Annotated in this window: 19 protein-coding genes and 1 other RNA gene; 2 read left to right on the top strand and 18 right to left on the bottom strand. The window is 26.1% G+C overall.

What is annotated here, in order from left to right; all coding sequences use genetic code 11:
• Positions 1–39: 39 nt before the first annotated feature.
• From RDY08_RS04055 to yqeK, 9 genes are all read right to left on the bottom strand, one after another.
• Entirely contained in the window at positions 40–2,556 is a 2,517-nt protein-coding gene (locus tag RDY08_RS04055) for a carbohydrate-binding protein (RefSeq protein ID WP_307905148.1), read from the bottom strand.
• 108 nt (positions 2,557–2,664) lie between these two features.
• Positions 2,665–3,010, bottom strand: a transfer-messenger RNA (tmRNA) gene (gene ssrA / locus RDY08_RS04050).
• A 6-nt stretch (positions 3,011–3,016) separates the two neighbouring features.
• Positions 3,017–3,460: an SsrA-binding protein SmpB gene (smpB, locus tag RDY08_RS04045; RefSeq protein ID WP_307905147.1), complete on the bottom strand. Its 444-nt coding sequence runs from the start codon at positions 3,458–3,460 to the stop codon at positions 3,017–3,019.
• Complete coding sequence (gene rnr, locus RDY08_RS04040) at positions 3,441–5,555, bottom strand: ribonuclease R (protein WP_307905146.1); 2,115 nt, start codon at positions 5,553–5,555, stop codon at positions 3,441–3,443. The genes smpB and rnr overlap by 20 nt, the downstream gene beginning before the upstream one ends.
• A 1-nt stretch (position 5,556) precedes the next feature.
• Positions 5,557–6,558, bottom strand: a complete 1,002-nt coding sequence (gene add, locus RDY08_RS04035) for an adenosine deaminase (protein WP_307905145.1) — start codon at positions 6,556–6,558, stop codon at positions 5,557–5,559.
• The gene (locus RDY08_RS04030; protein ID WP_307905144.1) at positions 6,551–8,014 is read right to left on the bottom strand and encodes a 5'-nucleotidase C-terminal domain-containing protein; all 1,464 of its coding nucleotides are present in this window, start codon (positions 8,012–8,014) and stop codon (positions 6,551–6,553) included. Before RDY08_RS04030 ends, add begins: the two co-directional genes overlap by 8 nt.
• 102 nt (positions 8,015–8,116) lie before the next feature.
• Entirely contained in the window at positions 8,117–9,394 is a 1,278-nt protein-coding gene (locus tag RDY08_RS04025) for a HAMP domain-containing sensor histidine kinase (protein WP_307905143.1), read from the bottom strand.
• Between the two features lie 86 nt (positions 9,395–9,480).
• On the bottom strand, positions 9,481–10,149 hold the full coding sequence (locus tag RDY08_RS04020; RefSeq protein ID WP_307905142.1) for a response regulator: 669 nt from the start codon (positions 10,147–10,149) through the stop codon (positions 9,481–9,483).
• A complete protein-coding gene (gene yqeK, locus RDY08_RS04015) occupies positions 10,130–10,723 on the bottom strand; it encodes a bis(5'-nucleosyl)-tetraphosphatase (symmetrical) YqeK (protein WP_307905141.1) in 594 nt (197 codons plus the stop codon). Before yqeK ends, RDY08_RS04020 begins: the two co-directional genes overlap by 20 nt.
• 188 nt (positions 10,724–10,911) lie before the next feature.
• Here yqeK and RDY08_RS04010 point away from each other — a divergent pair, with 188 nt between their 5' ends.
• A complete protein-coding gene (locus tag RDY08_RS04010) occupies positions 10,912–12,723 on the top strand; it encodes a lytic transglycosylase domain-containing protein (RefSeq protein WP_307905140.1) in 1,812 nt (603 codons plus the stop codon).
• A 37-nt stretch (positions 12,724–12,760) separates the two neighbouring features.
• The gene (locus tag RDY08_RS04005) at positions 12,761–12,949 is read left to right on the top strand and encodes a hypothetical protein (protein ID WP_307905139.1); all 189 of its coding nucleotides are present in this window, start codon (positions 12,761–12,763) and stop codon (positions 12,947–12,949) included.
• Positions 12,950–13,010: 61 nt separating this feature from the next.
• Here RDY08_RS04005 and RDY08_RS04000 read toward each other — a convergent pair whose 3' ends face one another.
• The 9 genes from RDY08_RS04000 to apt all read right to left on the bottom strand — a co-directional run bounded on the left by RDY08_RS04000 (position 13,011) and on the right by apt (position 24,195).
• The gene (locus RDY08_RS04000) at positions 13,011–14,801 is read right to left on the bottom strand and encodes a bifunctional homocysteine S-methyltransferase/methylenetetrahydrofolate reductase (RefSeq protein ID WP_307905138.1); all 1,791 of its coding nucleotides are present in this window, start codon (positions 14,799–14,801) and stop codon (positions 13,011–13,013) included.
• A 9-nt stretch (positions 14,802–14,810) separates the two neighbouring features.
• A complete protein-coding gene (gene aroC / locus RDY08_RS03995) occupies positions 14,811–15,977 on the bottom strand; it encodes a chorismate synthase (protein ID WP_307905137.1) in 1,167 nt (388 codons plus the stop codon).
• Between the two features lie 284 nt (positions 15,978–16,261).
• Positions 16,262–17,599, bottom strand: coding sequence for a sodium-dependent transporter (locus RDY08_RS03990; RefSeq protein WP_307905136.1), 1,338 nt, complete (start codon positions 17,597–17,599; stop codon positions 16,262–16,264).
• 6 nt (positions 17,600–17,605) lie between these two features.
• Positions 17,606–18,319, bottom strand: coding sequence for a pseudouridine synthase (locus RDY08_RS03985; RefSeq protein ID WP_307905135.1), 714 nt, complete (start codon positions 18,317–18,319; stop codon positions 17,606–17,608).
• Positions 18,316–18,945, bottom strand: a complete 630-nt coding sequence (locus RDY08_RS03980; protein WP_307905134.1) for an O-methyltransferase — start codon at positions 18,943–18,945, stop codon at positions 18,316–18,318. Before RDY08_RS03980 ends, RDY08_RS03985 begins: the two co-directional genes overlap by 4 nt.
• A 5-nt stretch (positions 18,946–18,950) precedes the next feature.
• Positions 18,951–20,240 (bottom strand): 16S rRNA (cytosine(967)-C(5))-methyltransferase RsmB, encoded by a 1,290-nt coding sequence (gene rsmB / locus RDY08_RS03975; protein ID WP_307905133.1) that lies wholly within the window; start codon positions 20,238–20,240, stop codon positions 18,951–18,953.
• Positions 20,241–21,371 carry a tRNA guanosine(34) transglycosylase Tgt gene (tgt, locus tag RDY08_RS03970; RefSeq protein ID WP_307905132.1) on the bottom strand — a complete coding sequence of 377 codons (1,131 nt, stop codon included), beginning with the start codon at positions 21,369–21,371 and terminating at the stop codon, positions 20,241–20,243. It abuts the gene before it with no gap.
• A gap of 39 nt (positions 21,372–21,410) precedes the next feature.
• Positions 21,411–23,567, bottom strand: coding sequence for a RelA/SpoT family protein (locus tag RDY08_RS03965; RefSeq protein ID WP_307905131.1), 2,157 nt, complete (start codon positions 23,565–23,567; stop codon positions 21,411–21,413).
• 112 nt (positions 23,568–23,679) lie between these two features.
• Positions 23,680–24,195, bottom strand: a complete 516-nt coding sequence (gene apt / locus RDY08_RS03960; protein WP_307905130.1) for an adenine phosphoribosyltransferase — start codon at positions 24,193–24,195, stop codon at positions 23,680–23,682.
• Between the last annotated feature and the right edge of the window lie 106 nt (positions 24,196–24,301).

The following is a 24,301-nucleotide window of genomic DNA, read 5'->3' as shown; positions in this document are numbered from 1 at the left end:
ACATATATAAAATAAAAAAGTCGGCATACGCCGACTTTTTTATTTTATAATTTGTATTTGAACTTCTTTTTTCATTATACTTTCATCGCCCATAACACTAACTATATACTTATATTTTCCTACTTTTATTCTTTTTCCATTTATATCATTTAAATACCATACCGCAATTGCATTTGAACCTCTACCATTAAATTTATTTACTAAATTTCCATTTGAATCAACTACTTTTATTTCCCAAGCAACAATAGTATCAAATGAAGCTATTAGTCTTAACCTATTATTGGCTAAAGTTGACATGTATACTGTTTCTGGAACAGTTATAATATCTCTCAAAGTCTTTGTTGTTATTGCTGTTTGTATACTTTCATTTCCATACATATCAACCGCCGTAACAGAATAATTCAAATCAACTCCTGATTCTACCGCTACATCTTCATATTTAGCTTCTTTTATCAAAGCATTATTTAATTTATTTCCATTTTTATAAACATTATATCCTGCCAAATCTTTTTCTGTATTAGCTTTCCATAACAAGTTGATTCTATCTGCTTCTGGAATTGCTTTTAATCCTACTACATTTGTTGGCGGCTCTTTATCTGGCATAACTTTTATATTCCAATTCATTCCAAAATTTGTATCCCATAAAAGACCATCTGTAAATGCAACATTTACAGTATATACCCCTGGCTCTACATTATATTCATAATACCATCCATCTAAAATTTTATCATATTTCATATCATAATTTTTTATAGGCTTTTTAAGAGTATCCCAATCATTAACACCTATTTTTATCATAACTTTTTTTGACTCTTTTAAAGCTCCTAAATGCTGCGAATAATATATCTTAACTTTTTCACCCATCCCTGGAACTTTTGGATTCCAAGTACATGGTTTATTAAGCTCTATCCCTTTTTCTAATACTTTGGCTTCAGTCATATTAGAAAATTCACTTTCATTATCATTAACATCATAAGCCTTAATCTTATAAAAATGTGTACTTCTAGGTGTTAAATCTATATCCCTATAATAATTTGATTTCAATTTTGCTGTTATAGGAACAAACTTTCCATTTTTTGTTGAACTTCTAAAAATTTTATAATAGCTTAAATCTGCCTCTTCATTTGGTGCCCATTCTAAATAAACTAATTTATATTTTGGTATTGATGTTAATTTAGTTGGAGCACTTGGAGGTACTTTATCTTTTGCAGCTTTATATTTATAATCTTTTGACCAGTTAGTATCCCAATTATCTAACTCATCTTTAAATACAAAATCTATCTCTTTAGTAATAATAGGAACTTTCATCTCGTATTTCCAAGCGGAAATAGATTTATCATAAGTCATTTTAGGGTCTTTTGCTTCTGCTATAGTATAATCTGGATCCCAGTTATTTAATCCATAATGTACATACATTTGTTTTGGCAACGGTCTTATCTTTGGATCTCTTCTTTTTGCTCTTAATCTTCTTTTTCTTATTTGAGTACTTTTTCTAGGTGAAAAATATATTGTTATTGTATCCCCAGGATAAAATTCCTTTGGATATATATCTCCAACACCTTGTGGTCTATAAAATTTAGGCTTTACTAATACTGTCACCTCTTTTGACATTCCACTTTCATTTCCATTCATATCTACAGCAGTAATTCTATAAGAATATTTTTTCATTTCACTAGCTTTTTTATCCTCATATCTATTATCTAAGGCTATTGCATATTTTGAATATCTTAAATCATTTTTACCCTTTCTATATATATTGTAACTTGCAAAATCGGGTTCTGTATTTTGATTCCAGTCTAAATATACTACACCCTTTTTAGATATAACTTTTAAATCTGATACTACTTTTGGCGGTATCTTTTCTGAAACTTCAATTGTCATTGATTTTGAATAAAAACTTATTCTTTTAGCTTTATTCAAAACTGCTATTTTATAATCATAAATATCTCCAGGAGTAACAAACGCATCCATAAAAAATGGAACTTTTACTTCTGCAACTTCTGAATATTTTGAATATTTTTTAGATTTTTTAAATATCTTATATCCATTTGCTTTTTCTACAGGTTCCCATAAAAGCTTAATACCCATTCCATCTATATATCTATAATCTTTCATTTTTAATTCTTTTATAGTATTTTTAGCTTTATATTCAATTTTTATTGAATATAAAGTCGGCGTTTGATCAGCCCAAAACTTCAAATAGTGATCTCCCGCATTTAATCTAGTTGTTACAACTACTGTTTTCTTCTTTCCATTTAATGTTCTTCCATCCCATGCTCTTTCTGTAGCCCATCCAAAGTCATTTTCATCTAATGCCCATTTTAAATCATCATCATTTCTTTTTCCATTGGAATCAGTAGAAGCTATAACTGTTATTTTTATTTCTGTTTCATAAGGAACTGTAAAGGGTATCTTTTTCCAAACCTGGTCTTTTGTAAATCCTCTTGCTGTTTCATTTATTTCTAAACGAACTAATTCTTTATTAACATTTCCAAATCCTAATAAATTAATTGATAAAAATAATAATACATATAATGTTGTTTTTATTCTTTTCATAAAGCAATCCCCCTATTTTTTATTTTTTTCTCATAGAAATGAAAAAACTGCTAAGTCTAATATAACTTTTATTGTATTCTATTTAAGTACTTATTTATATATAAATTTTGGTGGAGGTGATGGGAATCGAACCCATGTCCAGAGACAAATCATCTATAACTTTCTACAAGCTTATCTTTTGATTTAAATTCATTTTATCAACTCCCAAAAGCAAGATTTGATAAAACTATCTCCTAAATTTCCCTATTAATTCAGAGAACCTAATAATAGGTAGTCAGGTAAAGTTAGCATTGATTTAATCCACCCTGACAAGGACAACCAATGGCTAGCTGACTAGGCAGCTAAAGCGTAATTATTATTATTTGCGTTTAATTTTAAGTTTTGACTTTTTATAGGAGTCACCCTAGCTTGCTTATTATAAAATATCCACCCCTGTCGAAACCAGAACACCCCCAAAATATTACCTATAATTTTTTAATTCTCTATTGATATCTCTTAGTTGATCTCTTTTTGCTAATACTTCTCTTTTATCATGTAATTTTTTTCCTTGTGCCAAACCAATTTCTAATTTAATTAATCTTTTCTTCTGATATACTTTTAATGGCACAAGTGTAAATCCTTTTGCAGAAACTTTACCAGCCAATTTTGATATCTCTTTCTTATGTAAAAATAATTTTCTAGTTCTTCTCTCATCTACATTATGTATATTTCCAAACTCATAACTTCCAATATACATATTTAAAATGAATACTTCATCTTTTAATATTTTTACATAGCTTTCTTTTATGCTAGTTTTTCCTGCTTTTACCGATTTTACTTCTGTTCCTTTTAATTCTATCCCAACTTCAAGTTTTTCTAAAATGGTATAATCATGATATGCTTTTTTATTTGCTGCTATCGCCATTTTCTTCTCCTTCGAAAGGAATCACTTCAACTGATAAATCTTTTAATTCCGCTCTAACTACTAAAATTTTTATTGCATCGCCTATATTATAACTCTTATTCCTATTTTTTTCAAGTACTTTATTTTTATTTTCGTCAAAAATGTATTCATCTTTAGCATTATTTGTATTAAAAAAACACTCTACATAGTTTTCTAATTCTATAAACATTCCATTTTTATTTAATCCTGTAATGATTCCGTTATATTCATTCCCAACTTTATCTATCATATACTCTACTATTTTTATTCTAACACTTTCTCTCTCTGCTTTTTCTGCATCTCTTTCTGTCGTTGAGATATGTTTTGCAGCTTTATCAATAAATTTTTCTAAATATAAGCTTCTTTTTTTATTGATTTTTCCACTTTCCACTTCATCTAATATTCTGTGTACAATCAGATCAGAATATCTTCTTATTGGGGAAGTAAAATGTGTATAATAACTTGCTGCTAATCCAAAATGTCCTAAATTTTCTAAATTATATTTAGCTTGTTTTAACGACATTAAGATTACTTTATTTACTAACATACTATATTCTTTATCTTTTACATCCTCTATTATCTTTTGAAATTTTCCAGGATGTAATTCATTTATATTAGATATTTTATATCCAAAATTCATTAATATTTTATTAAGAGCTTTTATGTCATCTAGATCTGGTTTTTCATGAATTCTATATATTGAAGGAATTTCATACCAAAATAGTTTTTCAGCTACAGCTTCATTTGCTGATAACATAAATTCCTCTATTAAACTTTCAGATAAATCTCTACTTCTTACCTTTATATATTCAACTTTTTCTTTTTTATTTAATACAACTTTTTTTTCTTTAAAATCAAAATCTATACTCCCTCTTTTTAATCTTTTATTTCTTAAAATATCTGATAATTTTCTCATTTTCTTTAGCATATCATAAATATCTCTATATTTCTCAATTTCACTACTGTCATCTTTTAATATTTTATTAACAGAACCATATGTCATTCTATGTTTTACATTTATAACAGATTTATATGTATCTACAAACAAGACTTTTCCTTTTTCATTTATTTCCATTTCCACTGTATATGCTAATCTATCAACTTTTTCATTTAGCGAACATATGCCATTTGATAATTTTCTTGGAAACATTGGTATTACTCTATCTACTAAATAAACGCTATTCCCTCTATTTAAAGCTTCTTTATCTAGCTCTGAGCCTTCTTTTACATAATAAGATACATCTGCTATACTTACTATTAATTTGTAATTATTATTTTCTAATTTTTCTACATAAACAGCATCATCCAAATCTCTAGCATCTTCTCCATCGATTGTGATTAATGCTAATTCTCTCAAATCTCTTCTTTTTTTCTTTTCTTCTTCAGATGGTTCAGTTATATTTTCTAACTCTTTTTTTACCTCTTCTGGAAACTCTTCGCTATATCCATTTCGTTTTATTAAAGCATCTATCATTACATTTGTATCATATGGATCTCCTAATACTTCAATTATTTTTCCTTCTGGTTTTTTAGCTTTTTCACCCCAATTTAATACCTCTACTAAAACAAGATCATCATTTTTAGCATTTTTAAAATATTTTCTACTTATAAATATATCTTTTCCCATTTTAGTTGTTGGAACTACAAATCCAAAGTTTCTATTTTCTTGAAATATTCCAATTACTTTATCAGAACTTCGTTTTACTATTTTTACTATTTCACCTTCGCTTTTTTTTCTAGCTGTGCCTTGTACAGTAATATTAACTAACACAGTATCTCCTGACATTGCAGTTCCAAATTTTCCTCTTGGAATAAAAACAGATTCATTTTCTCCATCTACAAATCCAAAGCTTCCTCTTGATATTTGAAATTTTCCTTTTAAATATCCTGCCTTTTCTGGTGTTGTATATCTATTCCCTTTTATTTTAACTATTTCCCCTGCTTCTTCTAACTCTTCCAATTTTTTAGATATCTTTTTTTTATTTTTTCTGGACATTCCAAGTGAATCTATTATTTCATTTATCCCTTTTGCTTTGTTTTCTGATAAAAAATATATTATATCTTTATCATCTCTCATTTTATAACTCCTCTAATAATCTTTTTTTTGTCTCTTCTTTTGCAAAACTAAACCTCACGCTATTTCTTACCATCTCTTCAATTTCTTCATTTTCAAAATCAAAATATTTCTCTAAAAATTTCAATTCTTTTATAAAATTGGTATTTGATACAGTTCTATTATCTGTGTTTAAGCTTAATTTTATTCCCATTTTCAAATATTTTTTTATAGGATAATCATGGAAATCCGCCAATACTTTAGTTTGAAAATTACTAATTGGGCAAACTTCCAATACAATATTTTTTTCTTTTATCTCTTTTAATAGTTCTTCATCTTCAAAAGCTCTTATCCCATGTCCTAGTCGTTTTGCTCCTAATTCAATTGCTTCTCTTATACTCTTTACTCCTGCTGCTTCTCCTGCATGTATAGTAAAATTTATTCCTGCTTCTCTTGCTTCCTCAAAAACTTCTTTAAATATTAATGGCGAATAATTTTTTTCATCTCCTGCCATATCCAATCCAACAACGCCACTATCTTTATATTTTTTACCTAATTCTAAAACTTTTTTCCCATCTTCAACTGACATATGCCTCATAACTGATAATAATAATCCAGATTCAACTCCAAATTTTTCTTTTGCTTTTTTTAATCCTCTCAAAACTGATTCTACAACTTCTTCTGCCTTCATTCCATTATTTAAATGTAGTAATGGAGCAAATCTTATCTCTACATATATATAATTATCTTTTGCCAAATCTTCAATTAATTCATAAGCGGTTCTTTCTAATGCTTTACTATCTTGTAATACCATTAATGGCAATTCAAATTTTTTAAGATATTCTATTAAAGAACTATTATCTTTTTCTACCTCGACATATTTTCTAAATTCATCAAAATTATAAGTTGGTAATTCTATTCCATCTTTTTTAGCCAAGTCTAAAATAGTTTCTATTCTCATAGAACCATCTAAATGTAAATGTATTTCTGCCTTTTTCATCTTTTTTACTTTTTTAAAATCAATCATTTTGTCCTCCTAATTTTAGTATTCTTTTTTTGAATTTATAATCAATGATTTTTTTCTTTCTTACATATTCTTCCACATCTTCTCTTAATAAATTTCCATATTCAGTATTTATTTTATTAGCAAATTCAGTGCAATCATCCCCTCCATTTGCTAAATAATTAGTTGTTAATATCCTATAATATTTTTCATCTTCAAGCTTTTTTCCATTTAAATAAACTTCTAGTTTATTTTTGCTTATTTTTTGTATCACACCTAAATTTGATTGCATTCTTATTCTACCATAAAATTCATTTTGCTTTTCTAAAATTCTTTGTATATCTTTACCTTTTAAATCCAAAATTGTTGAATAATTAAAAAACGGTATTACATTAAAAATATCTTTTTTAGTTATATTTCCTTTTAATAGCGGTTTTCTTACTGAACCATTATTTATTAAAACAAATTTTACTCCTTTATTTTTATATTTCTCATATAAAACATCACAAACAAAATTTGTTATTGGCGATTCTTCTTTATAACTGTTATCTCTATCTAATATAATATTAGATTTTCCTAAAACTGTTTCTCCTTCTTGCTGTTTTGATTGTTTTTCATATTCCAAAAGTTTTTCTATATCTTTTGCATTATTTATTTTCATTTCTGTTATTGGAAATTTTTCGATCTTAAAATTCTTTATTATTTTTCCATTTCTATTATACGCAAATGTAATTACGCCTAATTCTTGACCATATCTTTTTAAATTATATATATTCCTATTTTTAAAATCATGTCTAGATATATTAATTAAATTTTTTATATTTGTATTTAAATATTTATATTTCATTACAGGGGTACCATTATTAATAACTAATACTACATCGCTCTTTTTAGATACATCATCAACTTTTTTTAAAGCCACTTCTCCTATTGCGGAATATGCCTTCAACCCTTTTAATTCTCTTTTATAATTATTTTGCGATTCATAATCTATAAAATTTAAAATTGAAATTTTAACATCATTAATTTTTATAGTTACTTCTTCATTTGCATATTTATCTATTTCACTAATATTTGTTAAAACAAATTTTAATTTTCCTTTTTTATTAAATTCTCCTACTTTATCTATTCCAAGCTCTAATTCTCTAGCCCCTATTCCTATTACTTGATATCCTATTTTTTCATATATATTATATATATTATCACCAGAGCCATAATATGTACCACTTAGACTATTGCCTGTATCCATTAATAATACTTTATACCCATTTTCTTCTAACTCTTTTCTCTTAATTCTTATCTCTTCTGCAATATTAACTATTCCACCAAACTTTCCTTTATCAGTGTTAATTCCATCTATTCTTCCCTCAATTGAACTTGTAAAAATTACAGCCACTTTCTTTTCTTTTGTCCCACCACATCCCACTAAACTTACTATTAGCAAAAAAAACAGTAGCAGTGTTTTCAAAATTCTTATCATTATTTCCTCCTTAATTCCCCCACATAAATATTCTTTTACCAATGTTCTCCCATGATTTTAAATGCTTTTTCTTTGTGCTGAATTTTTTTATAAAAAGTACTTTCAATTATAATTTTTGGGTAAAATTATTCTAAATTTACTTCCAAATCCTTCAATACTCTCCACTTCTATTTTTCCTTTATGCTTTTCTATTATAAATTTAACAATAGATAATCCCAATCCCGTTCCTGATTTTCTTATTGTTCTTACTTTATCTTCTCTATAAAATCTTTCAAAAATTTTATTCAAATTTTCCTTTTTCATACCAATTCCAGTATCTCCAAATATTATTTCTATATTATTCTCTAATTCTTTAATTTCTATTTTTAATTCTCCATTTTTTTTATTATACTTTATTCCATTTGACATCATATTTAAAATAACTCTTTTTAATTTATTATTATCAGCTTCTATAAAAATATTTTTTTCTCCCTCAAATAATATTGTTACCTCTTTTTCTTCAGCTATTCCTTCCATTAATTCAATCAATTCTATAATTACATTAGATAAATTGAATTTTTCTATATTTAAGCTTTCTTTTCCAGACTCAATTCTAGTCATCAATAACAAGTCATTTACAATATTTGACAACCAATTTATTTGTTCTAAAGTTTTAATTATAACCTCTTTATATTCCTTTGCTGTTCTCGTTTCTAAAAGTTCAACTTCCAGCATATTTTTTATTGATGAAATCGGAGTTTTTAATTCATGAGAAACATCAGAAGTAAATTGTTTTACTTTTAAAAATCCATCTTCTATTCTATCTAACATATTATTTAAAGTCTTTACAAGTTCATCAATTTCTTTTGTATTATATCTATTTTCTATTCTATATTGTAAGCTATTATTTTCAACCTTTTCTGCAACTTTTGTTATGTTTTGAATTGATTTTAATATCCTATTAATTGTATCTGTCGTTAATATAATTAACAAAACTGCTATAAAAAACATTATTATAAAAAATAAAAAAATTATATTTCTATTAAGTTCTGTTAATCTCTTTGTATTTTTACCTAAAATCAAAAAATTTATTCTTCCATAAAATTTATATGGATTAATTATTATTCTATAATCATTCAAATCTTTATAAATCAACTTATAATTAAATATTTTAGATAAATCTTCTTTTGAAAATTTTATTTTTAATTTATTGTTATTTTTATATAAAATAGCTCCATTTTCATCTACAATTGCTACAGAGATATCTTTCGGAATTAAATCTTTTATATCTCCAAAATAAAAATCAAAAGGTGTAAATTTTTTCTGAATACTATTTTTTATAATTTGACTTGTAGTTTTTAAATTAGAATCTACATCTGAAAAAGTATATTTTTTCAGCATAATAAAAAACAGAAAACTAGATAACCCTAATATAAAAAATATTATAGTTATATTTATAATTAGTATTTTCTTTTTTATTCCAATTTTTAATCTTTTAATATGTATCCTACCCCCCTTATAGTATGTATAAGTTTATCTTTAAAATTATTATCTATTTTTTTTCGTAAATGATTTATATATACATCTACAACATTCGTTTCCGTTATAAAATCTATATCCCAAACTCGTTCTGAAATCATTATTCTAGTTAGCACCATATTTTTATTTCGCAAAAAATATTCTAATAAAGAAAATTCTCTAGAAGTAAGTTCTATTAATTTCCCTTCTCTTTTTACTTCTCTTTTTACTAAATCCATCTCTAAATTTTTTACTTTTAATATATTTTCCTTATCATCGCTTCCTCTTCTCAGGACAGCCCTTATTCTTGCTAAAAGTTCTGCAAATGCAAATGGTTTTGTAATATAATCATCTGCTCCTGCATCAAGCCCTTTCACTCTATCTTCTATTTTATCCTTTGCTGTTACCATAATAACATATGAACTATTTTTATTTTTTCTAAGTTCTTTTATCACGCCTACTCCATCCAATTTAGGAATCATAACATCTAAAAGTATTAAGTCATATTCATAAATTGAAGCCATATATACTGCCTCTTCACCATCAAAAACAGTATCCACTACATATCCTGATTCTTGTAATCCTTTTTTTAAATACTCCGCAATATTTTTTTCATCTTCAACAACTAATATTCTCATCTTTTTTACCATTCCTTTTTTTTAATAATATACTATTTCTCATATCAATTGTATTAGTATGAATTACTCTATTAGTTGATAACAAGTAATTTATTTTGTTTTTCATCTCTTGTAATATTGCACAGTCTATATCTTTATATGCTAATTTTCTAACTTTATCTACATTCCCGCATTTTCTTCCAGGTTCTATTACATCAGCAATATAAATTATTTTTTCTATCATTGTCATATTTTTTCTGCCTATTGTATGATATTTTATTGCATTTAATATATCTTTATCCTCTATTTTAAATATATTTCTTGCATAAATAGCACCTGCGAATCCATGCAATATTTCAGGAAGATTATATTCTACTTTGGTCAATTCACTTTCCCTTCCTATTAGCCTTTTCATTTCTGATAATTTTAAATTTTTTGCACAATCATGAAGTAATGCTGCAATTTCAATTTTATTTATATCCTCGCCATATATTTTAGCAAGTTTTACTGATGTTTCTGCTACAGCAATAGTGTGTTCATATCTTTTTTCGGATAAAATATTTTTTAAGTGTTTTTTTATATTTAACTTTTTCATAAAATACCTCCTAAATTTAATAGGTTAGTGTCAAATAAAGTGTTTATATTTTTATAATTATATCACAATTTTTGCATATTTCAAAGTCATATTAAACTTATATTAAAAAAATATCAAATATAAATTCAAAAAAATTTAATTTGATTTATATAAAAAAATAAACTATAATAACTTTGGAGGTGAATCACATGAAATATATATTAATATCTATTTTCATTATATTTAATATTAATATTTATGCAATTAATATTAATGATTACGTTATATTTTCCAAAGCTGAAAAATTATATGAAAGCAATAAGTTTGATGTGAGCGAAACATTGCTTGAAAATTTATTTAAAAATTATTCAGATAGCAACTTAATTAAATCAACATATCCTCATTATTTTTTAGGAAAAATTTTATTTCAAAAGAAAGATTATAAAAATGCTATTAAATATTTAAAACAAACAACATACCATAAATATGAGGTATATTTTTTACTTGGGAAATCTTATTCAAATATAAATAAAGATTTAAGTTTATCTTACTACTCTAAACTTTTCTCTAAAAAATATAACTCTAAAAAAGTGAAATATGAAAAATTAGCTCTCCAAGATTTAGCCTTATCTTCTAATAAGTATAAGAATATTTATCAGATAAAATATCTACACAATTTTAAAAATATAAAAAAATTGAGTTATAATCAACTAATTGATATTTCCGACTTTTTCTTTTCTGTTGGAAAATATAATTATTCAAAGAAATTATATAAATTTGCAGAAAAATTAAAACCAACTAATAGTTTGGAAATAAAAATTATTAAGACTCTTTTTTCTAAAAAAGAATATCCCAACACTATTTTATATGCAAACAATATTTTGAAAAATAATATCTATAAATCTAAAATATATTATTATATTGGAAGCTCATATAGAAGAGTTGGAAAATTAGACAAAGCAATTTTATATTTAAAAAAGGTTAAAATTACTTCTTTACTTCCAAAAGTAAATTATATTATTGGAAAATTATATTATTTTGAGCATAAATATGATAAAAGTTTGAAATATTTAAATTTATCAAATTATTTAGAAGCATATGGATATAAATTAAAAATATATTCTAAACTAAAAAACAGTAAAGAATATTATATTGTTTTAAATGAAATGTTAAAAAAATCTTTATATTCTGATTTGTCAGCAGAATATAGATATAAAACATATTTAAAGACTAAAGAAAAAAAATATATTGAAGAGATAATTAAATACAATTATAATTCTTATTATTACGAGTTGGCAAAAAATATATTAGAAAAGCAACATATTAAGAAAAAATATAATTTAGAGGATAAATTAAAAACATATTCTCACTTAATCTTAAAGCTTAACGCAATTGCTGATTTAGATTTTTATGAAGGTTGTTTAATTGAAATAAACCAGTTTAAATTTAATAAAAATGAAGGTGTTTTAAAAAATTATCTTAAAGTTAAATATTTAGAAAAATCTAACTTCTATCATTTAGCTTTAAAACAAAGTTATAAATATTATTATTCTTTTTCAAGATATAATGAATTCACACAATATCTTTATCCAAAGTATTATAAAGAATTTGTTGAATATTATGCTTCTAAATCCAATTTAGAGCCAGAACTTATTTATAGCATAATAAAACAAGAAAGTAATTTTAAAGATGATGAGATATCTAATTCTAGTGCATATGGATTAATGCAGCTAATTTTACCAACTGCAAAATCATTTCAAAAAAATATTTTATATGAGGATTTATTAGACCCTGAATTAAATATAAAAATAGGAACTAAATATTTAAAATTATTATATAAAAAATATAACGGAAATTTAATTCCAATTATTGCTTCTTATAACGCTGGCGAAACAAATGTAAATAGGTGGATAAAAAAGCATAAAAAATTAACTATTGATGATATCCCATTTGCAGAAACTAAAAATTACGTAAAAAAAGTTCTAAATAACTATTATAAATATAAGGAGTTATACCGATAGTAGAAACTAGGGGAAGATTACAAAGAGGTGATTTTTTGTGAATATAGGTAGTGTAAGTTCTCAAGCTGGTTATTTTAGTCTTAATCAGTCTAACAATCTTTCAAGAAGTGAAATGGAACAATTGATTCAAGCTGGAAATCAAATTAAACAAGCTCCAACTAATCAAAAGCTTGTTAATCAAGTAAATAAATCTTATGCAAATATGCATCTGGATATTTACGGATAAAGAATAAACTCTTCCCCTAACCAAAAGAAGTACAAGATAAAATTTATCCTGTACTTCTTTTTTATATTTCTAGTCTTTTTATAATATCTAATATCATATTTGCTCTATTAAATGGAGTTATAAAATAAAATCCATCTACATATTTTTTCAACTTTTGACCAATTTCTACTGCTATTTTTATCCCTACTTCTTGTGCTTCTTCTCTTGTCATGTTATTTTTAAATTGCGACAAGTAATACTCTGGAATTGTTATGCCTGGTATTTCGTTATTTAAAAATTGTGCATTTCTATAACTAACAAGCGGCATTATTCCTGCTAATATTTTTGTATCACTTTTATGATTTTTACTCTTTAAATATTCAATTGCAGTGTCATCGTAAATAGGTTGAGTTAAGAAAAATTCTGCTCCTAAACTTCTTTTCTTTTTCATCCTTTTCCACTCTACGCCTTTATTTAATACATTTAAATTTAAGGCCCCACCTATAAAAAATTTATTATCTGAAAATTTTTCTTTGTTTAATTCATTCGCTAATTTTATCAATTCCATAGAGTTTAGATTAAATACGCTTTTTATTTCATTTCTATCTTCACTTGGTATTGGGTCCCCTGTAACAATTAATATATTTTGTAAATTCTCAATATTTGCTCCTAATAAATCAGACTTTAATGCAATTATATTTCTATCTCTGCAACAAATATGCGGTATAACTTCCATTCCTAATTCTCTTTTTATTTTATTAGCAATCATTAGTGAATTTATTCTTACTTTTCCAATTGGTGAATCAGACACTGTAATTGTATCAATTTTCCCACTTTCTGAAAAAATTCTTGCAGCATTCATAATTTTAGAAGTATCAATTCCAAAAGGTGGGTCTAATTCTACTGCAATCACAAACTTTCCTTTTTGTAATTTTTCTCTAAAATTATTTTTATTCTCTTTTTCAATCTTTACTTCTTTCTTTTTATATCTTTTTTCTTTTAGTTCTATTTCTATTGATGTCCCTATTAATTTTTCACTTATTGCCTTTATATGTTCTGGTGTTGTCCCACAACACCCACCAATAATTTTTGCTCCTAATCCTGCAATATCCTTCATTAATTCAGAAAAATATTCTGGATTTTGAGTATATACTGTTCTTTCATTTACAATTTCTGGAAATCCTGCATTGGGCAACACAGAAATTATATCATTATTAAAATTAAGCTTTTTCAAATTATTATATAAGTGCATTGGACCTGTCCCACAATTAAAACCATAAGCATCTATGGTACTTATCTTTTTTACATTTTTAATTAATCTATCTCCGCTAATACCTTTTCTTGTATAACCATTTGGCATTAAAGCAAATTGTGTTAATATAAATGCGTTGGACTTTTTCTCTTTTATATATTTAGACAATTCTTCTAAATATTCATAGCTACTAAAAGTTTCAAATATAAAAATATCCAAATTTTGCTCTATAAAACTATCTATTATAACTTTATATTCTTTTATAACTTCATTTGATTCTTCTTCTTTTGTTGAAATAATTGGACCAATATCAGCTGCAATTAATATCTCTTTTTCTCCAACTGCTTTTTTTGCTATATTAGATGCTGCTTCTATTATTTTTTTTACTTTTTCCATATCACATCTTAATACATAAGAATTAGCTGAAAAAGTATTAGTTCTTATTAATTTTGCACCTGCTTTTATATATTCTTTATGAATTTCTTCTATAATTTCAGGCTCATCTAAATTAGCAACTTCAGAAAAAGTTGTATATTTTTTTGTAATTTGAGAATAGTAAGTTCCCATTGCTCCATCTGTAATTAAATACCTGTTTTCTTTCAAATATTCTCTTATATCCATTTATATCCCCTATATATTTTTTACATAATTTTTATATGATTCATAATTTCTTTTTATCTCTTCCATAGAATCTCCACCAAATTTTTCTATAAAAGATTTTGCTAATTCATAAGCAACTACCGCTTCTCCTATTACAGAAGCTGCTGGAACTGCTGACGCATCCGATCTTTCTACAGAAGCTTCAAATGGCTCTTTTGTTTCTATATCTACCGAATTTAATGGAGTATATAATGTAGGAATTGGTTTCATTGCAGCACGAACTACAATATCTTCTCCATTACTCATTCCACCCTCTAAACCACCTGCTCTATTTGTTTTTCTATAAAATTTTTCATCTTCACTATAAAATATCTCATCATGTACTTCTGAACCAAGTTTTTTAGCTGTTTCAAATCCCATTCCTATCTCTACACCTTTTATAGCTTGAATACTCATTAATGAAGCTGCTAAATTACCATCTAATCTTTTATCCCATTGTGTATAAGTTCCTAATCCTATTGGCAAATTTCTTGCGACGACTTCAAAAACTCCACCTACTGTATCTCCATCTTTTTTAGCTTTCCTAATTTTTTCTATCATAATCTTTTCTGCACTTTTATCTGGTGTCTTTAACATATCTTCATCAATATTATTTAATATTTCATCATAGCTCATATTTTTGTAATCTGCTTCTATTCCTCCTATTTCCGTAACATAACTAAATATTTCTACTCCAAATTCTGATAAAAACTTTTTACAAACAGCACCTATTGCCACTCTAATTGCAGAATTCCTTGCACTTGCAAATTCTAATATATTCCTAACATCATATTGATTATATTTTATATATCCTGTTAAATCTGCGTGTCCTGGTCTTGGTTTTGTTATTATGATATCTTTCATACTTTCAAAATAATCTTCCCCACTTGACATTTTCATTGACCAATTTTCCCAATCTTTGTTTCTTATCATAAGTGTAATTGGGTCGCCTAAACTTTTTTTCCATCTAACTCCATTTAATATTTCCACTTTATCAGTTTCTATTTTCATTCTATCTCCACGACCATATCCTTTTTGTCGCCTAGCTAAATCTTTATTTATATCCTCTTCCAAAATTTCTAATCCTGCTGGTAATCCATCTAAAATTGCAGTCAGTGCTTTTCCATGTGATTCTCCAGCCATTAAATATCTCAACATATTATCACTCCTTTATATTATCCTAATAGTACAACTTTATCTATTATACATTAATTTTAATTTTATTTCAAGATAAGGGAGTTTAAAAAAATAAATTTATCAAAAACAAAAGCAGAGATAGATTTTGAAATAGCCTAAACTTGACTATTTTTGAATTCTATTCCTGCTTTATAAATTAATAATACTATTTTCTTTATAAAATTTCTGTAATCCAAATCACAATAGAATATCTCTTACATCTATTTATAATTATAATCTCCAAAAAATATTTTTCTAAACTTATGCTATTTAATTATCCCCAATCCATTAATCAAAACTATAAAAACAGTTATTGGTGCTATAAATTTCAATGTAAAACTTAAAAATTTCATAAGCAATTGGTTATCTTTCAACTCTTTTTTTATAATATTTTTATCTAAAAACCATCCTACAAAAATTGAAACAAATAATCCACCTACAGGTAACATTAATGTTCCTGTAAAAAAATCAAACCAATCAAAAATTGATTTTCCACCAAAAATAAGATGTCTACTTGGATTTAATGACAATGATGCTGGGATACCTACCATAATCATAACAATTGTTGTAACTATAGTTGCTTTTTTTCTATCTATATTTTTTTCTTCTACAAAATATGCTACTAAAACTTCTAATATAGATATTGAAGAAGTAAGTGCTGCTATTGATAACAGTGCAAAAAATAATATTGCTATAAAATATCCACCAGTTATTTTTAAAAATACATTTGGTAATGTAATAAATGCTAATCCAGGTCCACCTGCAGGATTAATACCAAAAGTAAATATTGCTGGAAAAATAACTATCCCTGCTAAAATTGCAACTAATGTATCTGCAATTATAACTTGTAATGCCACATTCTCAAGCTTTGTTTTTTCTTTTATATAAGAACCATAAATTACCATTGTACCCATTCCCAAACTTAATGTGAAAAATGAATGTCCCAAAGCACTTAAAATAACTTTTCCTGTTATTTTTGAAAAATCAACTGCAAATAAAAATTTTAATCCCTCTTTTGCTCCTGGTAAAAACAGTGCTCGAACAGCTAATATTATTATTATTCCAAATAGTAAAGGCATCATAATTTCACTAGCTTTCTCTATCCCTTTTTGAACTCCAGACAAAATGATTATTGCTGTTAATGCCATAAATAATATATACCAAAACAGTGGCTGCATTCCTTTACCAATAAAAGAACTAAAAATCGCTCCTAATTGAGTAGATGTTTTCCCACTAAAACTATTTGTAATTGAAAGATAAATATATTTTAATGCCCATCCACCTATTATTCCATAAAAACTAAGTAAAACAAACCCTGTAATATTTGCTATATATCCAACTATTTTCCAGTTTTTATTTCCAAACTTTCCATAAGCTCCCACTACATTTCTTTGTGCTGCTCGCCCTAATATAAATTCTGCCATCATTACTGAAAATCCTAAAATTGCTATACAAATTAAATATACAAATAAAAATGCTCCACCGCCATTAGAACCTGCCATATATGGAAATCTCCATATATTTCCAAGACCAATTGCTGAACCTGCTATTGCTGCTATTGCTCCTATTTTATTTGCAAACCCTTCTCTTTTTATTTCGCCCATATTTATTTACTCCCCTTCTTTCTCTATTATATCTTTTCCAATTATATCTTTTTCACTAACCTCTACAACTTCTCCTAATCCTAAATTAAAATCTTTCAATTTTAATTCCCCAAATTCAACTCTTTTTAAATATATAACTTCATTATCCACTGCTTTTAACATTCTTTTTATTTGATGAAATTTACCTTCTGAAATCTCTAAATTAATCTCTTTTTCATTTAAAAGTTCTACTTTTGCTGGCTTTGTTATATAATTCCCTATATCTACACCGTTTTCTAATAATTTAATATCTGCTAAATTAACCTCTTTTTCACATTTTACAAAATATTTCTTTTTAACATGTTTTTTAGGAGATAACACATTATGCGCCAATTCTCCATTATTTGTTAATAATAATAATCCTTCTGTATCTTTATCTAATCTTCCAACAGGTATTAAATTTTTCTTTATAACATCTGTAGGTAATATATCCATAACTGTTTTTTCTCTTGCATCTTCTGTAGCTGTAATTACTCCCTGCGGTTTATTCAGAATATAATATCTATATTTTTTATATTCTACTCTTTTATTATCTACTTCCACTTCTGAATTAAATTCATCTAGTTGAAATTTTCCATTTTTTACAATTTTTCCATTAATTCTAATACCTTTTTTTATAATCTTTTTAACTTCAGTTCTGCTTCCTAATCCACATTCTGTCAAAAATTTATCTAATCTCATTTTTTTACCAACCCTATCCCATCTCCAAATGGCAACAATACAAAATCATGATTTTTATACAAATAATCTATAAATTCATTAAGTCTCTTTACAATTGTTTTATATCGTTTTGGATAATCTATTTTATTTACATAACCTCTAAATAAAATATTATCAATAAAAACTACTCCACCTGCATTTAGTTTTTCATAACTTTTTTTAAAAAAATCCATATATTTTCCTTTTGCTGCATCTAAAAATATAAAATCATATTTTTCATCCAAGCCACTAATTACATCTAGCGCATCTCCTAATATTATATTCACATTGGTTAATTTAGCTTTTTCAAAATTTATTTTTGCTATGTTATATCTATCTTCGTCAATTTCAATTGTTGTTAATTTCCCATTATATTTTTTTGCCACTTTTGCTAAAATTATACCAGAATATCCTATTGCACTCCCTATTTCCAATATATTTTTACTTTTTAAAATTTCAGCCATAAATTCCAAATATTTTGCTACTTCTTTTGTTACTATTGGAACTCTATTTTCAACTGCATATTTTTCTAATTCCAACAGTAACTCATCATTTTCTTCTATTTTATCTATAATATAACTATTTAATTCATTTAATTCTTCAATCATTATTTTTATTCACCTCTAACTAATTTTATAATATAAAATCCATCTAAAAATTCTTCTTTATAACCTATTTTTATTCCACCAATTTCATCATATGAATAATTTATATTATCATCTAATTCAATCTTCTCTACTTTAAATTCTTTATTATTCTCTAAGAATTTTTTTATATTATCTCCATTTTCTTCATTAAAAATAGTACAAGTGCTATAAATTAATTCTCCGCCCACTTTTAGTGATTTAGACACATTTTCTAATATCTCTTCTTGAAGTTTAGCTAATTCTTTTATATTTTTATATTCTTTATTATATAAAGTTTCTGGCTTTTTTCTTATAACCCCAATACTACTACAAGGTGCATCCACTAAAATTTTGTCAAATTCTCCTTTTATTTTAGTCGCATCATGTAATCTTGGCAATACAATCTCTGCTCCACATTTCTTTTTGTTTTGTTTTATTAACTTTATCTTATGCTTATATATATCTATTGCTGTTATTTCACCAATATTATTCATATTTTCTGCCATAACCATAGCTTTAGAGCCTGGTGCACTACAACAATCCAATATCTTTTCTCCTTGTTTAGCTCCTAATAATTTAGCTGCATAATATGAGCTTCCATCTTGAACTATAACTTTTCCAGAACGAAAAATATCTGTATTAATAATTTTACCTGAATCAACATAATATACCGAATCTACTTTTTTTAAAATATTTATTCCATTTTTCTCTAAATATTCTTCAAATTCAACTTCACTATATTTTAATCTGTTTACTCTAAAACTCATTTTTGCTACTTTTTTATAACTTTCCATTACCTCTAAAAAGTTTTCTGGATACTCTTTTTTTAATTTTTTATAGATCCATTCTGGATATGAGTATAAAATATCATATCTTTCCTCGTTTTCTAGCTCTTCTCTTATATTATCTATATTTCTAAATATATTTCTTAAAACTGCATTTATAAATTTTGACATTTCAATTCCATATTTATTTTTAGTAACTTCTGCGGCTTCCCAAACTACACCTTTTATATCTGAATTCATATAAAACCCTTGATAAATAGATATTTTTAATAAATTATACATCCACTTTTTTTTTACTTTTTTAGTAAATTTGCCTATAATGTATTCAATAAATATTTTATTTCTTATAACTCCATAAAATAGTTCTGTCATAAATCCTTTTTCTTTTTCTTCCACACTATTAGAATTAAAATACGCATTTAAAACTATATTACTATATTTACCTTCATCAACACTATTTAATATATCTATTACCCTTACTTTTACATTCATCTATTTTTCTCCTGTATATTTTTTTATGAAATTTTCTTTATATTCATAAAATCTATCTTCTGCAATAGCCTCTCTTATTTCATCCATCATTTTTATCAAAAAATGTAAATTATGATAAGTAGCCAGTCTCATTCCCAATAGTTCATTTGCTTTAAAAAGATGTCTAATATAGCCTCTTGTATAATTTTTACAAACATAACAATCACATTCTTCATCAATAGGCGTAAAATCCTCTTTATATTTAGCATTTTTTACAACTAATTTTCCAGTTCTTGTAAACACAGTACCGTGTCTTCCTATTCTACTAGGTAATACGCAATCCATCATATCTATTCCTTGAGAAACAGCTTCTAATATATCAAGTGGTTCTCCCACTCCCATTAAATATCTAGGTTTATTTTCAGGCAATTTAGGTGTTATATAATCTAAAATTCTATACATATGCTCTTTTGGCTCTCCTACACTAAGCCCACCAATTGCAAATCCACTAAATTCATCTTCATACTGCATAAGTTCTTCCAAGCTTATATCTCTCAAATCTTCATGAACTCCACCTTGAACTATTCCAAATAAACCTTGTCTGTCTTTATGTTTATTTGTATCTATACACCTTTTTGCCCATCTTGTAGTCCTGTGAAGTGATTGCTTTACATATTCATATTCTGCTGGATATGGTGGACATTCATCAAATGCCATCATTATATCCGAACCAAGATTGTTTTGTATTTCAATTGATTTTTCTGGTGAGATAAAAAGTTTTCTTCCATCTATATGAGAATTAAATTTTACCCCTTCTTCTGTTATTTTTCTTAATGCTCCAAGACTAAAAACTTGGAATCCACCACTATCTGTTAATATTGGTCTATCCCAATGCATAAATTTATGTAATCCTCCTGCTTTTGCAATTAGTTCATCTCCTGGTCTCAAAAATAGATGATATGTATTACTTAAAATTATTTCTGCTTTTATCTCTTTTAACTCTTCTGGTGTCATTGTTTTTACAGTTGCTTGTGTCCCAACTGGCATAAATATAGGAGTTTGTATTTTCCCATGAGGTGTTTCAATTTCTCCTAGTCTAGCTTTTCCATCAGTTTTTTTTAAAGTATATTTTACAGGTAACATTTTTTTCATTCCTCCATTAATAATTTTTATTTTATTCTTATTTTATTTTTAACTTCTTCTTATTTCAATAACGTCTTTTGTTCTATTTAAAGCTTGCGTTAATCTTTCAAACTGCTCTTTTTCTCTAATTTCTATAGTCATTTTTATATTTGCTCTTTTTTCTCCATTTTCTTTAAAGCTCATACTGTTTACACCAGTAATATTTATTCTATGTTCTCCAATAATTCTAATTATTTCACTTAATAAATTTGACCTATCTGCCACTATAATTACAAAAGATACGCTGTAATAACTTTTAGTATTATCTTCTTCCCAGCTAACTTTTATAACTCTATCTGAACTTTTTTCTTTTAATTCTTTAAAATTTTTACAATCTTTCCTATGAATTGCAATTCCATTCCCTTTTGTAATAAATCCTCCAATCTCATCACCTGGTAATGGTGTACAACATTTTGCAAATCTTATTACGGTATTTTCTACTCCTTTTATAACTATACCTTGATTTTGATTTTTTCTTCTTCTTTTAGGTTTTTCATCTATTTGAGTTAATATTTTTTCTTCTTCTTCCATCTCTTTTATAGATTTGAATTTTTCACTAATTCTAGTAACATCAATTTTCCCAATCCCAATTTTAAATAAAAATTCATTATAACTTGGAATATTATGTTTTTTTATATATTCTTTTACTTCTTCCAAATCTTCAATATCTTTTGATTTTATATTAAAATTTATAAGCTCTTTTTCTAATAAAAATCTTCCCTCTTTTACTCTTTCATCAAACTCTTTTTCTTTAAACCATTTTTTTATTTTTGCTTTTGCTCCATGTGTAACAACTAAATTCATCCAATCTTTTCCAGGCCCTTTTGCTGTTTTTGATGTAATTATATCTACTTTATCTCCACTTTGTAGCTTATAATCCAACGATACAATACATCCATTTACTTTTGCTCCTATACATTTATATCCTATTTGAGTATGTATTCTAAATGCAAAATCAAGAGGTGTAGAGCCATTTGGAAGTTCTACTACATCTCCTTTTGGACTAAAAATAAAAACCTCTTCACTTAATATATCTCCTGTTACAGTTTGTACAAATTCTTCTGAACTACTTGCATCATCTTGCCATTCTAATATTTTTTTAAGCCACGAATATATATGTTCACTTTTATCTTTTTTTATTTTTTCTTTATATTTCCAATGTGCCGCTATTCCATCTTCTGCTATTTTGTGCATCTCTAAAGTCCTTATTTGTATCTCTACAAATTTACCACTTGGACCTACTATAGTTGTGTGTATTGACTGATATCCATTAGACTTTGGAACAGCTATATAATCTTTAAATCTTCCTGGAACTGGTTTCCATATATTATGCAATATTCCTAAAACGTTATAGCATTCTCCTTCTGTATCCACTACTACTCTTATAGCTATCAAATCATAAATATCAGCAAAACTTTTCCCTTTTTCTGTCATTTTTTTATAAATACTATAAAAATGTTTTGGCCTTCCTGTTACTTCTCCTGCTATATTACTTTTTTTCATCTCTTCCAACAGTTTTTTCTTTACTTCTTCTGTATATTCTTCTCTCTCTTTTCTTTTAGAAGATATTAAAGATATTATTTTTCTATACTCCTCTGGCTTTAAATAATAAAGACATAAATCTTCCAATTCCCATTTTACTTTTGCCATTCCAAGCCTATGTGCAATTGGTGCATAAATCTTTAAAGTTTCATCTGCTATTCTTTGTTGCTTTTCTGGTGTCATATGTTTTAACGTTGACATATTATGAAGCCTATCTGCCAATTTAATTATTACAACTCTTACATCTTTTGCCATTGCTACAATCATTTTTCTAATATTTTCTGTTTGTTTTTTAGTTCCTGCTGGTAAATTTCTTAATTTTGTTACACCTTCAACAAGATATGCTACTGTTTCTCCAAAGTTTAATTTGATCTCTTCTAATGGTATTAAAGTATCTTCTACCACATCATGCAATAATCCCGCAACTATCGTATCAGTGTCCATTTTCATTTCAACTAACGTCATAGCTACAGCTATTGGATGTATAATATATTCTTCCCCTGATTTTCTATATTGATCGGTATGTGCCTCTTTTGCAAATTCATATGCTAATTTAATTTTATCTACATCAACTGGTAAATCCTCTTCTTTTATTTTAAAAAAAAGTTTGCTAGCATATCCCATTTTTCTCATCTCCCATCACTGCTCTATTAATGGAATATTCAAAAAATAATTTTTTTAAATATTCCTCTATTATGAATAAGCGACACTTATAAAAGCATCGCTTATCTACCACCTAATATTTTATCATTGAATAAATATCATAATCTTTTAATTTTTTTCTTCCATTTAATCCTTCTAATTCTATTATAAATGCAATCTCTTCAATATCTCCTTCTAACTTTTCCACTAACTCTATGATAGCTTTTGCTGTCCCGCCAGTAGCTAACAGATCATCTATTATTAAAACTTTTTTTCCTTTTTCAATTGCGTCAGTATGCATTTCCAATGAATCTGTCCCATATTCTAGTTCATAAAAAGCTTGTACTATATTATATGGTAATTTTCCAGGTTTTCTAACAGGAATAAATCCAGCTCCTATAGCATATGCAAGTGGTGCACCAAATATAAATCCACGAGACTCTGCTCCTAATATATAATCAATTTTTTTATCTTTGTATCTTTCGGCTAAAATATCTATCACTTTTTTAAATCCATCACTATCTTTCAATAAAGTTGTTATATCCCTAAATAATATCCCTTCTTTTGGAAAATCTGGTATATTTCTTATTAAATCTTTAATTTTTTCCATCTCTATCTCCTTTTTATATTTTTTTAGGAACGTTTAAAAAATAATGTTCTCATATTTTGTTATAAAAACGCTTAAAACATTGCGTATTTTATAACAAAATAGGAAT

The organism is Haliovirga abyssi (genome assembly GCF_030295325.1).
GTDB classification, from domain to species: domain Bacteria; phylum Fusobacteriota; class Fusobacteriia; order Fusobacteriales; family Haliovirgaceae; genus Haliovirga; species Haliovirga abyssi.
Note: the sequence above shows the minus strand (reverse complement) of the source record. Positions and strands in the feature narration are given on the sequence as shown.